Here is a 14280-nt window from a genome sequence, read left to right as displayed (position 1 = left end):
ATGCTATGGACAACAGGGTAAACGCATCTCAATTTTGGCCCACCATTTTCTTGCTTCTGGCTGGCTATTTTGTCACCCGCCAACTGAGTTTAAGATTAACCCAAAAGTTCCAAACCGTGACGATAGCGATGGCGATGAAGTTAGCTAGATAGCGATTAATTCCTAAACCGTTAAAGAGCAGGTTGAGCAGCAGTACGTTTAAAATTAAACCGGCTAAACAGATCAAATTGAACTTGAAAAATCTTTTCCAGCGTTTATTCCAACCCCGTTGACGAGCGGATAAATCGCCAAAAGTCCAGCGATCATTCCAGATAAAATTATTAATAATTGCTAATTCGGCGGCGATGATTTTACTGCGGGTTAATCCCCAACCCAAAGCGGCGGGATCACTGAGAAGATAGAGAAAGGCCATATCGACAAAAACCCCGGTTAATCCCACTAAACCGAAGCGAATAAATCTATCTAAAGGTAGATTGACAATTGCATCTAAAAACCTTAATGGCTTTTGAGAGCGCAAACGCAGCAGATGGAAGATATATTCTAGCCATTGTTTCCAAGTTACCTTACTTTCCCCCTCTAGGCGCTCTTGGAAGACATAACCCACTTCTCCGATGGTTTCGATGCGGCCTTTGCCGATGACTTCTAGTAAAATTTTGTAACCGGTGGGATTGAGAATCGGACCGGCGATCGCTTGACGGCGGACCATAAAGTAACCGCTCATGGGATCGGAGACGCGACCGACCACCTCTGGCAGTAGAATTAAACCAAGGATTTGAGCGCCGCGAGAGAGAAATCGTCGCAGCAGACTCCACTCGCTCACTCCTCCTCCTTCGATGTGACGACTAGCAAGAGCTAAATCGGCTCCTTTTTCGATAGTTTCGAGGAGATTATAGAGAATTTCGGGGGGATGTTGCAGATCTCCATCGATTACTCCTAGTATCTCACCCCTTGACCCTTGCCAACCCCGCACCACTGCCGACGCTAATCCCTTTTCTCCCTGACGACGCATCACCCGCAGTTGCGGATAATCTGGGGTTAATTTGCCGGCTAATTCCCAAGTGCGATCAGGACTGTCATCATCGACGATAATTAGTTCATACTGATCGGGAATTTTTCGATCGAGTAATTGACTGAGATTCTCGACTAGGGGAATAACGTTATCTCGCTCGTTATAAGTGGGAATAACTAGAGATAATTTGAGTAATTGCGGCGAATCTCTGAGAATATAACTATTATTGCTAATAATTCCTTCAATTTGCTCTAAAAAAGGAATTTGCAAAGAGCCGACGGGGGTGGTTAAAAAGGGATAGGGTGGAGAGTTGGTCACTCGCTTACACTCACAGACTAAAACAGGTTTAGAGACGCACAGTTTACCCGCAAATTTGAGCTAACTACTGGCGATGCGGAATCCTAATACACTATAGCGATTATCGGGGCTAAATTGGCCTCGACTAGCGGAGCGACATTCCCTCAATTCTGTCCCCCAACCACCTCCACGCAGGACGCGATAACGATTGCCGGTGCTATTAGGATCGGCCGGCCATACTTGGTCATCGTTGGGAGCATTGTTATAGTTGCGATGCCAAGGATCGGCACACCATTCGTATAAACTGCCGTGTAAATCGTATAATCCGAAGGCATTTGGGGGAAAACTGCCTACAGGGGTGGTTTTAGCTCGAAATTCGCTCTCTCTTTCCACTGCGTAGGGAAATTTAATGGCATAGTAGTTAGCGAATTCACTGGTAAGGGTGGCACCAAAGTAGAAGGGTGTGGTAGTGCCGGCACGACAAGCATATTCCCATTGTGCCTCGCTTGGGAGCCGATAGTTTCTGCCGGTGGCCCTGGCAAGTCGATCGCAAAACTCGATCGCATCATACCAAGAGATGCTATCGACGGGTAAGTTATCCCCTTGGAAGTGGGAGGGATTGGGGTTTAAATCGCGGTTAATTTTGGGCAGATTAGCGACAATTTGCCATTGTTTTTGGGTTATCGGGTATTTACTCAGGTAAAAACTGTTCACCTTGACTAAGCGCTGGGGTTTATCACTACCGGTAAAGTCTCCTTTTTCTCCGTCCGGTGTCCCCATGATAAAAGTGCCAGCAGGGATAGCAATCATCTCTAATCCCGCAAGGGTTTCCCTGTAGTATTCGGCACTACGGGAATTGCGCTCGATCACGAAACCGCTAGGATCGAGAGTGACGGTTTCAAAGGAAAAGCTTTGTCGGGGGGGAAAAGAGGAATTTTGGGGGGGTTGCGAGGGTATGATTGCTGTAGCGGTGGAGGGGGAAAAAATATTTTTTCTATCTAGAATCGCTGCTAGTCCGACTCCTGCACCGATCAGACTGATCCACTGGCCAAATTTACGTCTGTTTACTTTAATCATCCCGATTTTTCTGTCATCATCACCCCATCCATTATACCATGAAATTCTGACTCTTATTTAGTCACTGCCACCTATACTTAATAATCAATGCCCAGCTTTTTGACTGTCCATAAACATTGGTTGATTGCAGCAATTATCACCTGCTTAGGTGCTTTTTTGCGAATCTATAATTATGATTCTTTGCCTCCAGATAATTGGACTGCTGACGAATATGCTTTTGCTTGGAGTGGCATGAGTTTATTACAAACGGGTATCCCCACCAGTTGGTCATGGTTAAGTCCCACGGATAATTTTCCTACGGTGGTTTGGGAAGCGAAAAATATCCGTTATCGTTTGGTGACTCCCTGGTTTGATCATCCTCCTTTATTTGGTTTATTGGTGGGTTTATTTGCTCTTTTAGGAGGAGCAAAGACTTTTTTTGATTGCAGTTTAACTATTATTAGAGTCCCTTCTTTACTCTTAGGTATTGCTGCGATAGTTTTGGTCTATTTACTCGCTCTCAAGTTGAGTAATTTATCGATCGCTATAATCGCTAGTTTAATTTATGCCACCAATCCTAATACAGTTTTTCTCTCTCGGTTAGCTATTAGTGAAAATTTAATGATTGTTTTGTGCTTATTGGTGGTCTTACTGTATTGGCAATACTATCAAAATCATCGGAAAAAATATCTCTACATCGCCGCTTGTTTAGCTGGTTTAGCCTGTTTAGTCAAAGTAACAGCTATTTATTTAGTAGTATTATTAATTGTCCTCTTGATTTACGAAAAGCAAGGACGAGAGGCCATTTATATAACTGCGATCGGTGCTTTCTTTTTCTCTCTCTATTTTCTCTACGGTGCCATCTATGACTACGATTTCTTTCGGAAGATATTTCAAGAACAATCCCTGCGCTTCGAGGACTTTAACTTTGTCAAATATCTAACCACTCCCACGGTATTTTTCGAGGATGGTTGGCTAATTTTTAGCTGGTTAACCCTCTTACCCTTTCTCAGAAAGAATCCCGCTAGTCCCCAAGTTAGATTACTCGCTTTACCAGTAATCCTCTACACCTTAATTTTAGTTGCCACGGGAGCGCAAAGTCACTTTTTTACTTGGTATATGATTCCTTTTTATCCGTTTATGTTTATTATTCTAGGCATCTTTCTCGATGATTTTCGCCAAGAAACGGACGCATTAACTGCCTCAATTATTTTTATCTTTCTGGGAGTTTGGTCGATTCATCTCAATCTGACAGCATGGATCTTATCTTCTCCCTACGGTCGCTATTATTTTATGCTCGGTACAGCAGCAATTCTGGGAGTATTCTATCTCAAGGATATCTTTGGTTTCTTTAAAAAATTCTGGATTGATCGCTTTACTTTCCTGTTATTCTTGGCGCTGCTGGCAGCTAATATCAATGTGGTATTAACCTATAAGTTTTCTGGTTAAAACTTAGCAAGAAGGGAACCCTAAAAGGGATAAATTGGCCTGGGAATCGAGAGTAAACTTAACTAGGATCCCTGACTTGAAAGAGGGTGTGGGGTGTGGGGTGTAGGAAAGGAAACCTCTTTCATCTGTGGGGGTGAAAATTTTTTCATCAGGACTGACTCAGGAATAACTTATTCTTGGCCAGTTCCAGCCAATGTTAAATTTATTAATAGACTGTACTGCATTTAAACTGCGTATTGAGAATTTTAGTACAAATGCTCAAACTCCTTTTCCCCGCTCATAGACAGTCTTAACGAGTAATTTAGATAGTTAACAGTATAGACTCTTTAACCGATTGTCCCCTAACCTTTTCCACTGAACTAATAAATGTCGATCGATTTTCGCAATCTTAATACACTTTGGGGTTCTATTTTAGTCGAAACATTGGCCCGTTTGGGATTGAAGATAGGGGTGGTTTCTCCCGGATCGCGATCAACTCCTTTAACGGTAGCCTTGGCAAGACATCCCCAGATTGAAGCTATTCCCATCTTAGACGAGCGCTCGGCCGCTTTTTTTGCCCTAGGATTAGCCAAACAATTATATCAACCGGTGGTTTTAGTCTGCACTTCCGGCACTGCCACGGCTAATTTTTATCCCGCAGTCATTGAAGCAAAAGAAAGTCATGTCCCCTTATTAATTCTAACCGCCGATCGCCCCCCAGAATTGCGTCATGCTCATGCCGGTCAGACTATCGATCAAGTCAAACTCTACGGTAATTATCCCAACTGGCAAGCGGAAATTAGCTGTCCTAGTGCCAATATCGAGCGTTTACGCTATCTCCGTCAAACTATCATCCACGCGTGGTGGCGCTGTCTCGATCCTGTCCCCGGAGTGGTGCATCTGAACTTACCATTTCGGGATCCCCTCGCACCAACTCCCGATCTAGAAATTAACAATTTAGAGGCTAATTTTGACGAAGAAGCTTTTTTTAGCCATATATCTCGGCAAAATATCGCCATTAATCACTCAATTCTCGAAATTCCTTCTTTACCCTCCAAAGGAATTATCATCGCGGGATTAGCTTCCCCGCAAAACCCTGAAAGTTACTGTCAGGCGATCGCTAATTTAGCCCGATCGCAACAATATCCCGTCTTAGCGGAAGCTTTATCTCCTCTGCGAAACTATGCAGGGTTAAATCCCCATCTCATCACTACCTATGATTTATTATTGCGGAATCCTGCCCTTAGAACCCAATTAACCCCCGATGTTGTCCTGCAAATTGGCGAATTACCCACCAGCAAAGAATTACGGATCTGGTTAGAAGAAATCGACTGTCCGCGTTGGATTATCGATCCCCATCCTGATAATTACGATCCTCTACAGGGAAAAACCAGACATCTCAGGGGAAATATCGAGCAATTAGGGGATTTATTCCCAGATAAAACCGATAATAATCGAGAATATCGGCAATTATGGCACAAATTCGACCAGCAAGCTAGATTTAAAATCGATCGCCTTTTGGCAGCAGAAACTAAACTGATTGAAGGGAAAATCCCCTGGCTGCTCTCCCAATACCTCCCCCCCCGCACCCCGATCTTTATCTCTAATAGTATGCCTGTTCGCTATGCCGAATTTTTTAACCCGCCTAGCGATCGCCAAATTCGTCCCTATTTTAATCGCGGGGCCAATGGCATCGACGGCAACCTCTCCACTGCTATAGGAATAGCTTATAAAAATGTCCCTAGTCTGCTATTAACGGGAGATTTAGCCCTATTACACGACACAAATGGTTTTTTAATCAAAAAATATTTTGTTGGCTCCTTGACCATAATTTTAATCAATAACAAGGGGGGAGGCATTTTCCAGATGTTGCCGATCGCCAAATTTGACCCTCCCTTTGAAGAATTTTTTGCCACTCCCCAAAATATCGACTTTTGCCAACTCTGTCACACCTACGGTATCGATTACCATTTAATCAGCGATTGGACTGATTTTCAGGAAAAAATCGCAGTTTTACCAGAATCAGGGATAAGATTACTAGAAATATCCTGCGATCGAGCTTTTAATGCTCAATGGTTCCTCAGTAATTATAGTTAATTCCCTTTTTCGAGAAAGTCAATACAATGGGTGGAAAGCGAGTTAAAAGGGTTCGATGAATCGACAAAGACGGCAAAAATCAAGACAATTTTCTCCCCCCAGATATTCTATCTTTCCCCCAGAACAATGGCGATGGGGAGTGACTTCTTTGGTGATTAGTTTAGTCTTGTCCCTACTGATTTTAAAACTGAATACCTCTAGTCTCTCCACTGCCACCATAAATATTTTTAATCCCTCCACTGTGGGGGAGAATTTAGCCGGTAAGAGCCTAGATGAGTTAGAAAAGCAGAAAATCGCCGAATTTTTGCAAATTGCCCCGCCAGAAACCGAATTAACCCTCGATCGCGTTCCCTTGTTTATTCTCCACGATACAGCTTGGAGTATGACTGCGGGTAACATCGAAGAGCAGAAAAAATATGCTCGCGGTCCGATGAAATTGGGTCCGAATGTTTACATCCCCCGCAAACAGAATTCCAGGGATAGAGATATTTTAGACTCGATCGCCCGGCCTTTTTTTGAACGTCACCGTCCCACGGCCACTTTTTATGAACAAGCGGCCGAAATGCTGCCCGCAGACACCAGAGATCAATTAGTGCGTCAACTGTGGCAACTCACCCCAGAAACTATCCGCGTCAAGGGTTTTGCTCTTGCTTTAGCGGGTGTTCCCTTGAGTACGCGATCGGCCCCTGAGTTAGAAAAAAGGGCGAGAATTTGGTTAAATACGCCTTCAGAAGCCGTTTTTAAGCGTTTAGTCAAAGAATATCCCACAAATTACTTTGATGGGGCAAAAACTACCGCATTATGGGCAACAGAAGCGATTTGTCAGCAGCTATCTCACCCTAATTGCGATCGCTTGCAGCCGGTTTTTGCCGAAAGAAATCGTCGGGTTATCTCTAGTGTTAACATTGAACTGGTACAAGCGCCAGGATCCCACTGTTTGACCAAAGGACGCTTGCAAACCCTCCCCGGTTACAGCGATTTTCAATACCAGCAAACGGCGAAATATTATCTCCTCGCAGCCTTACAAACGGGACAACTACCGCAAATTGTCAGCCATTTTGCCGTCGATAGTTTTCTGATTAATCAAGGAAAATATCCCCATTGTGACCCCCGGGGTTTTGATCTACAACGTCTCTACAATCTGATCAGTGAAGCTTTGGATTATGACCCCGGCACTGTTTATGGTATTGTCCCTCGTTACGGCACAAATATTATAGCTGGTGATAATATTTGGTGGCATAATCGAGTTTTTGATGCGGCCAATTTACCCACAACTTTAAATTAGACCTGATCATTTAGAAATATCCACTTCTCCCAAAGCTTCTAGATAGGTAATCGCCGCTTCTAAAGGAGAATCGTAGCTATAGGAAAACTCCTCAAACCAGCGTCCTTCCTCCGATTTGGCATCCAATTTATCTAACCATTGCTTTGCCTTTCTAGTTAAAGCTTCTCGCTTGCGCTGCTGTTTTAATGCCGCCGCTTTTTCTTTTTCCGCTGCCTCCTGTTGTTCCCTTTCTTGGTTTTCTAAGGCTAAAGCTTTTAAAAGCGCATCGGTAGAAGAATCGCCGGAATAATTAACCTTAAATTCGGCTGGGAAACGCTCTTTTTCTTGGCGAGAAGAAGAGGACGGCATCGGGTTTTCCCGATCCCGTTTCTGGTATTCTGCCTTCATTTGTGCCAGTAAATCTTCTATTTCTCCCATAATGGTCAAGTTAGAAAGTAAAAAGTTAAAAAGATAATTGCTCTGATTGCCTCTGCCTTAATAACTAAGTAGCTAGTTATAATTAAATTGAATATGGCACCCCCCTTAATCTCCCCTTGATAAGGGGGGTGCTGATCCCCCCAAAAGCTTGGATTGACTGATAAAATCGAAAGTAATACCCGATGTCTCAAGTTAATCGGGGGAGGATTTTTGGGGAATTTATCTCAGTCATAATTTTACCAAAAGTAGCGGTCGGGGTGAATAGTGGTTTGACGTTGTTGGGAATTGTATTCTAGCAGGTATTTTCTGGCGATTACTTCCTGTTCTTCTAATAAGAGTAGCTCATTTTGTCCGATTTCTGTATCGGTAGAAAGGAGGATGACTTGAGAGGAAGCAGCGGGAAAATAACGTTCAACTAAATTATGGCGATGGGAAGAATCTAAGCGTCCGAGGGGTGTATCGATAGCGATGGGTAAATCTCGTCCGGAGACTCGCGCTAATCCCCACAAAAAAGCGATCGCTAATAGTTGTTTTTCTCCGGCAGAAAGACGGTGTTTAGGCACATTTTGTCCATCGGGACCAAAGAGAGATAGACCAAAAGTATCGGCATCGATCGCTATTTTCTGAACTAGATCGGACTTATGCAATAAATAACGAAAACATTCCGCCACTTCTCCCTCTAATCTATTTAATTTTTTTAAAGTTAAGCGTTCTTTAAATACTTTTAAAGTTTGCTGTGCTTTGACAATAGCATTGACGATATGTTCGTTACTTTGGGATTCTAAAGCTTTCTCACTATAGGCAAATAATTCTTTTTTAGTTTTCTCAATTTTCTTTTTGATTTCCTCATAATTTTTGTGGCTTTGCTCGTATTCTGCTTGAGCATTTAGATACTTTTTCTGAGCGGTTTTTAAGTTATTACTCAGGGTTTCGTATTCTTCGGGAGAGGCTGCTACTGCTAATTCTCGCTCTAAATTATCTAAGTCAGCTTCCAGATTTCTTAATTGTTCCATCGCTTGATGAGCGAGGTTAATTTGTGCCGGTAATTGATGGGTTAAGACTCGATTTAATAACTCGATCGCCTCCTCGTCTAAATCTAAGTAAGGAGTAATCAAACAATCGCTATCCTCAGCTAAAAACTGATTTTCTTGCTGTAAAAATTCTCTAATATTCTCTAATTGTTCTAAAGTTAAATTCAGTTGTTCTAAATAAGCAAGTAACTTTTTATCTCTGGATTCTAAAACCGATTGAGCGACTTGAGACGATTGCAATTTTAGCTCTTTTTCTCCCTGAATTTTAGCCGCTTCTAGGAGAGGAAAAATTAACTTTAATGGTAAAAATTCCCCCGCTAATTGACCTAAATATTCTCTCTGGTTATCTAGCTTTTTATCTAAATCCTTTTTTCTGCTCTCTAATTGACTTCTTTCGGCGGCAATTTTTCCGCCATCAATGCGAAATTTATCCGAGACTGCATCAAAATCATTTCTAACCAAATCTAAATTTTTTTGTTGAGTTTCCATCTCTTGCCGAGCCAATTCTAAATCCTCTTGGTACTGGGCTAATTTTTTCTCGATAGCTTCAATAGTTGCCAGTTCATTCTCTGCCGCTAATAACCGGCGCTTGCGACTAGCTAAAATATCAAGATCAACTGCTAATCTTTCCGCTAATTCTAACCCTAATAAAGTCTGCATCGAATCCTTAACACTGTCAGGAGGTACATCCTGTTCTGCCAATTCTTTTACCTGTTCCCCATCAAATAAAAACAGGTTAGAAATACCCAAAGGTAATAAAGTTTCAATATATTCATCCCAAGTATTAGCTAAGGCAGGATCAGGCCAATCTTCATCTAAAATACCGAGGGTATCCTTACCATCTTTGGGCTGTTTTGTCCAGTATCTAACGATACGATATTGTCGCCATTGTTCATTAACTAGATGTTCAAAAGCCAGTTCAATTCTAGCTTGATCGATGAGGGAAGCTTGATGATTAACTGCTTGACTGAGAAACTCGGCATAACTTAAATTATTGCGAGTAGAACATTTAGCCCGCGCACCGTACAAAGCCAAACGAATCGCATCCATTAAAGTAGTTTTGCCGCCGCCATTCATGCCTCCCAAAAGGATAATTGGACAGGGATTGTTGTCTTTTTCGGGACGTAAATTAATCACTTGACGACCGGCGTAGGGACCGAAATTTTGCAAAACTAATTCAGTAAAAATCATTAACAGTCAGCCTTAGTTAAGTCGAAAGTTTTAGGGAATCTCCTGTAAAAATTATACCAGAAAAAGTGCCGCAGATATTTTTTTACACCCCAGAGAAAAACCCCAGATTTTATACTATAGCATTGATCACCATCGCCTAGATATAATTAGGGTCTGCGGAAAAAACTCTAAGATCCCCCCGCCTGTCGGCACCCCGCTTATTAAGGGGGGCAGGGGGGATCGAGTGCAAAACCTATCTTCTATTTAATTGCAAACAGCTACTTAATTAAAGTCTGCTGATTGTTACTTTCCAGTTTATTACTGGGCATGAGCCTATTTTTTGAAAAAATCGTTATGATCGGCGTGAAAGTGCCAACATAGGGGAGAAAATTGCTATGATCACCATCGGCGAATATTTATTCCAGCGTCTCCATAATTTAGGGGTTAATCATATTTTTGGGGTGCCGGGGGATTATGTCCTCGATTTGATGGATGTTTTGGTGGAAAGTCCGATCGAATTAGTTTGCACCTGTAATGAGCTTAACGCAGGTTATGCCGCCGATGCCTACGCGCGAGTCAAAGGTATGGGCGCTGTCTGTGTCACCTACGGTGTTGGGGGATTTAGCCTCGTTAATGCTGTGGTCGGTGCTTACGCTGAAAGAGTTCCCTTGGTGGTAATTAGTGGGGCTTCCGATCGCTCGATTCGCCGGGATAATTTATTATTACACCACACCACGGGCGATTATAATCTGCAATTGTCCATCATGGAAAAAGTCACGGTTGCCTCGGTTATTCTCACTAATTCTGCCCAAGCAGCCAGTCAAATCGATCAAACTTTAGCCGCTTGTTTGCATCACAAACGTCCCGTGTATATCGAAATTCCCCGGGATCTAGTCTATCGTCCCTGTATCCCCTCAGAAAAGCCAATTTATTTAACCGATAATCTCACGGATGCCGCCGCTTTAGAAGAAGCCATTGAAGAAGCGGCTTTTTTATTAGAAAAAGCGGAAAAACCAATTATTTTAGCAGGGGTAGAATTCCATCGGTTTAAACTCCAGGATAAGTTGCTGAAACTTTTAGAAGTAACGGGTTATCCCTTAGCCACCACTATTTTAGGTAAGTCGTCAATTTCGGAAATGCAGCCGCAATTTATCGGCACTTATGTGGGGGCATTAAGTCGCGAATACGTTAGTCAACGGGTAGAAAATGCCGATTGTGTCCTCTGTTTAGGGGCGATCATGTCCGATATGAATTTAGGCGGATTTACGGCTAATTTAAATCCCAATAATTTGATTAATGCCAATTCCGAGAAGATAAAGATTAAACATCACTTCTATCAACCAGTATTCCTAGGGGATTTTATCGAGGGTTTAATTGATAAGCTAAGTCACAAAGAAGCGGCTACACTAGAGATTAAACCCGCAGCCGAATTGAAGGATTTAGAATTCATTGCCGTGCCAGAGCAAAAATTAACTAATACTCGTTTTTATGAGCGAATGAATCATTTTATTGCTCAAGAATCTTTTGTTATTTCTGATACAGGGGACGCAATTATTGCCACGATTGATTTATTGATGCCCCAAAAAACCGACTTTATCGGTCAAGCATTTTATCTCTCTATTGGTTATTCAATTCCCGCCTGTTTAGGAGTAGCTTTTGCCGCACCAAATACTCGTCCTATCGTCTTTGTGGGTGATGGTGCTTTTCAAATGACCGCCCAAGAACTTTCGACAATTATCCGTCACCATCTCAATCCAATTATCTTTTTAATTAATAACGACGGTTACACGATCGAGCGAGTAATTCAGGATAATATTTATAATGATCTACAACCGTGGAAATATCACCAATTACCAGCAGTATTTAACGGGGAAAGTTGGAGTTGTCAAGTCAGGACAGAAGGGGAATTAGAAAAGGCTTTATCGATTGCCCAGGGTAACATCGATCGCCTATCATTTATCGAAGTACATCTCGATCGTTTTGACTGTTCCCAAGGCTTAACTCGTTTAGGTCAAGCTTTACGTTCACCCCATGCTTAGACTGGTTATGCTATCCGGTTTTGACTGTGTGAAGCTGCCCTAAGACACCAGACTGAAACTCTTTTCGCTCCCAAGAGTCAACAATTAAGATACAATCGGTATCTTAATCAAAGTGTGATGGTGACAACCGCAACTAAAAACCCTATGAATGCTTTATGGAAACAAATCACCCTACTGAACTTTTCCCCCGCTTCTTGGTCAAAATATAGCTATCTGCATCGTTTCGTCGGCCTTTTTAGTCAATGGCGACAGGGTAGCCGGTTTGTGGAGTGGACAGAACTGATGGGTGCGCTGTTAATCTCTCTTCTTATCGCCACTGCGCCGTTTTTTTCCACCAGTCAAATCGGTTTTTTATTGTTAGCAATAGCCGGTTATTGGCTACTGTTAACCCTTGTGGATGAAGGCAAAATCGGGGTGACACCGATTCACATTTTAGTGCTTTTATACTGGGGAATTGCCACGGTTTCCACGGCTTTTTCTCCCGTTAAAACCGCAGCTTTGGAAGGATTAATTAAATTAACTCTCAATCTCATCTTTTTTGCTTTTACTGCCCGAATTATGCGATCACAACGCCTAACAAATTGGATTCTGACTACTTTAGTTTTAACCGCTTTAGCAGTGAGCGTTTACGGCATTCGTCAGCAAATTTTTGGTGCGGAACAGTTAGCAACGTGGAACGATCCCACTTCAGAATTAGCGGGAGATACTAGGGTTTATAGTTATCTCGGTAATCCTAATTTATTAGCTAGTTATTTATTCCCTGGTATTGCTTTTAGCGGTGCAGCCTTGTTTGTGTGGCAGGGATGGCTACCGAAAATTTTAGCGGCTTTATTAACTTTAGCCAATGCCGCTTGTTTATTTTTTACCGAGAGTCGTGGCGGTTGGATTGGTTTGATGGTCTTAGGAATTGTCTTCTTATTGCTATTATTTTATTGGTTCAAAAATTATCTACCGTTATTTTGGCAAACATGGCTTTTACCCTTAATTTTAGGTGGTTTAGCGGTGGTGATTTTAGGGGCGATTTTATTGGTGGATCCCCTGCGAATTCGGGTGATGAGTATTTTCGCTGGCCGGGAAGATAGTAGTAATAACTTTCGGATTAATGTTTGGGATGCAGTTATCCGCATGATTCAAACTTATCCGCTTTTGGGCATCGGACCGGGTAATGATGCTTTTAAGAAAATTTACCCCCTATTCATGAAGCCAAAATACACGGCTTTAAGTGCCTATTCTGTGCTATTAGAAATCATGGTAGAAACGGGAATTATTGGTTTTACCTGTTTCCTCTGGTTATTAGTCACAACTATCGGTCAAGGCATCCATCAAATTAAACTTTTACGCGATAAAATGGACAGTCAAGGCTTTTGGTTAATCGGGGCAATTGCCGCTATGGCTGGAATTCTTGCCCACGGTTTCTTTGATACAGTTTGGTATCGTCCCCAAGTTAGTACCCTCTGGTGGTTAGTTTTGGGTTTAATTGCTAGTCGTTGTTATTCCCCCGCTAGGGGTTTAAAGTAGTTCAGGCACAGATGCGATCCTCGATCGCCACCGATTGCAGAAGTCTTTCTACGATAGCTTTAGCTTGACGACCGTGACTAGGAATCAGACGATGGCAGAAGACGTAGGGAGTGATAAACTTAACATCATCGGGGATAGCATAATCGCGACCTTCGAGGAAAGCGTAAGCTTGAACTGCTTTTTGCAAAACCACACAACCCCGGGGACTGACTCCTAAACTAATATCTTCGTGGTCACGGGTAGCGCGGACTAAATCGACGATATATTGCTGTAAAGCAGGAGCTACCCGGACCAGACTGACTAATCTTTGCAATTCTCCCACCTGTTCTAGGGAAATACAAGCTTCTAGGGATTTAACCGTCTCTTGAGAATGCTGTCTTTGTAACATTTTTAATTCTTCTGCTGCGCTGGGATAACCCAAACTCAGGCAAACGGCAAAACGGTCCATTTGTGCTTCTGGAAGCGGAAAAGTGCCTTGATATTCGATCGGATTTTGGGTGGCGATCACAAAGAAGGGTTGGGGGACCGGCCGCGCTTCTCCATCGATGGTAACTTGTTTTTCTTCCATGACTTCTAGAAGTGCCGATTGGGTGCGCGGGGTGGCCCGGTTGATTTCATCGGCCAGCAGGACGTTAGCAAAAGCGGGGCCGGGGATAAATTCAAATTCGCGACTGTTGGGGTTCCAAATCGTGGTTCCCGTGATATCACTGGGGAGGAGGTCGGGGGTGCATTGTACCCGTTGGAAACGACCGTTAATTGAACGCGCTAAGGATTTAGCTAACAGGGTTTTGCCGACTCCGGGTACATCTTCCAGGAGAGCGTGACCACCACTGAGCAAAGCCACCAGCACAATGCGAATCGATTCGGTTTGGCCGACGATGCTCTGGCTCAAATTTTCCATCAAAATATCAATAGCGTCTCTCATAGTACAGA

At 42.8% G+C, this 14280-nt stretch carries 10 protein-coding genes; 5 read left to right on the top strand and 5 right to left on the bottom strand.

The window, feature by feature from the left end; all coding sequences use genetic code 11:
- Nucleotides 1-64 precede the first annotated feature (64 nt).
- Both ACOCD9_RS07345 and ACOCD9_RS07340 read right to left on the bottom strand, forming a co-directional pair.
- Nucleotides 65-1327: a glycosyltransferase gene (locus ACOCD9_RS07345; RefSeq protein ID WP_419546926.1), complete on the bottom strand. Its 1263-nt coding sequence runs from the start codon at nt 1325-1327 to the stop codon at nt 65-67.
- A gap of 60 nt (nt 1328-1387) precedes the next feature.
- Nucleotides 1388-2383, bottom strand: a complete 996-nt coding sequence (locus ACOCD9_RS07340) for a formylglycine-generating enzyme family protein (protein ID WP_419546924.1) — start codon at nt 2381-2383, stop codon at nt 1388-1390.
- A gap of 87 nt (nt 2384-2470) precedes the next feature.
- Between ACOCD9_RS07340 and ACOCD9_RS07335 the strand changes: the two genes are divergently transcribed.
- The 3 genes from ACOCD9_RS07335 to ACOCD9_RS07325 all read left to right on the top strand — a co-directional run bounded on the left by ACOCD9_RS07335 (nt 2471) and on the right by ACOCD9_RS07325 (nt 7172).
- Nucleotides 2471-3811: an ArnT family glycosyltransferase gene (locus ACOCD9_RS07335; RefSeq protein WP_419546922.1), complete on the top strand. Its 1341-nt coding sequence runs from the start codon at nt 2471-2473 to the stop codon at nt 3809-3811.
- Nucleotides 3812-4177: 366 nt separating this feature from the next.
- Nucleotides 4178-5887, top strand: a complete 1710-nt coding sequence (gene menD, locus ACOCD9_RS07330; RefSeq protein WP_419546920.1) for a 2-succinyl-5-enolpyruvyl-6-hydroxy-3-cyclohexene-1-carboxylic-acid synthase — start codon at nt 4178-4180, stop codon at nt 5885-5887.
- Nucleotides 5888-5942: 55 nt separating this feature from the next.
- Nucleotides 5943-7172, top strand: a complete 1230-nt coding sequence (locus tag ACOCD9_RS07325; protein ID WP_287703762.1) for a hypothetical protein — start codon at nt 5943-5945, stop codon at nt 7170-7172.
- 6 nt (nt 7173-7178) lie between these two features.
- Here the strand turns inward: ACOCD9_RS07325 and ACOCD9_RS07320 are convergent, their stop codons facing one another.
- Together ACOCD9_RS07320 and dndD are read right to left on the bottom strand one after the other, a co-directional pair.
- Nucleotides 7179-7589, bottom strand: coding sequence for a salt stress protein, Slr1339 family (locus tag ACOCD9_RS07320; protein ID WP_287703763.1), 411 nt, complete (start codon nt 7587-7589; stop codon nt 7179-7181).
- Nucleotides 7590-7825: 236 nt separating this feature from the next.
- Entirely contained in the window at nt 7826-9811 is a 1986-nt protein-coding gene (gene dndD, locus ACOCD9_RS07315) for a DNA sulfur modification protein DndD (RefSeq protein WP_419546918.1), read from the bottom strand.
- A 374-nt stretch (nt 9812-10185) separates the two neighbouring features.
- Between dndD and ACOCD9_RS07310 the strand changes: the two genes are divergently transcribed.
- A complete protein-coding gene (locus ACOCD9_RS07310; protein WP_419546917.1) occupies nt 10186-11829 on the top strand; it encodes an alpha-keto acid decarboxylase family protein in 1644 nt (547 codons plus the stop codon).
- Nucleotides 11830-11973: 144 nt separating this feature from the next.
- Nucleotides 11974-13347, top strand: coding sequence for an IctB family putative bicarbonate transporter (locus ACOCD9_RS07305; protein ID WP_419546916.1), 1374 nt, complete (start codon nt 11974-11976; stop codon nt 13345-13347).
- A 1-nt stretch (nt 13348) separates the two neighbouring features.
- Here ACOCD9_RS07305 and ACOCD9_RS07300 read toward each other — a convergent pair whose 3' ends face one another.
- A complete protein-coding gene (locus ACOCD9_RS07300; RefSeq protein WP_419546915.1) occupies nt 13349-14272 on the bottom strand; it encodes an AAA family ATPase in 924 nt (307 codons plus the stop codon).
- Between the last annotated feature and the right edge of the window lie 8 nt (nt 14273-14280).

Source organism: Microcystis sp., assembly GCF_048564745.1.
Classification (GTDB): Bacteria; Cyanobacteriota; Cyanobacteriia; order Cyanobacteriales; family Microcystaceae; genus Microcystis; species Microcystis ichthyoblabe_A.
The sequence above is the reverse complement of the archived record's forward strand: the minus strand, read 5'-3'. Positions and strand labels throughout refer to the sequence as shown.

Excerpts from the sequence above, each read along its gene's own strand:
- ACOCD9_RS07340 (WP_419546924.1), bottom strand. The coding sequence starts at position 2,383 with ATGATTAAAGTAAACAGACGTAAATTTGGCCAGTGGATCAGTCTGATC.
- ACOCD9_RS07335 (WP_419546922.1), top strand. The coding sequence starts at position 2,471 with ATGCCCAGCTTTTTGACTGTCCATAAACATTGGTTGATTGCAGCAATT.
- menD (WP_419546920.1), top strand. The coding sequence starts at position 4,178 with ATGTCGATCGATTTTCGCAATCTTAATACACTTTGGGGTTCTATTTTA.
- ACOCD9_RS07325 (WP_287703762.1), top strand. The coding sequence starts at position 5,943 with ATGAATCGACAAAGACGGCAAAAATCAAGACAATTTTCTCCCCCCAGA.
- ACOCD9_RS07320 (WP_287703763.1), bottom strand. The coding sequence starts at position 7,589 with ATGGGAGAAATAGAAGATTTACTGGCACAAATGAAGGCAGAATACCAG.
- dndD (WP_419546918.1), bottom strand. The coding sequence starts at position 9,811 with ATGATTTTTACTGAATTAGTTTTGCAAAATTTCGGTCCCTACGCCGGT.
- ACOCD9_RS07310 (WP_419546917.1), top strand. The coding sequence starts at position 10,186 with ATGATCACCATCGGCGAATATTTATTCCAGCGTCTCCATAATTTAGGG.
- ACOCD9_RS07305 (WP_419546916.1), top strand. The coding sequence starts at position 11,974 with ATGAATGCTTTATGGAAACAAATCACCCTACTGAACTTTTCCCCCGCT.
- ACOCD9_RS07300 (WP_419546915.1), bottom strand. The coding sequence starts at position 14,272 with ATGAGAGACGCTATTGATATTTTGATGGAAAATTTGAGCCAGAGCATC.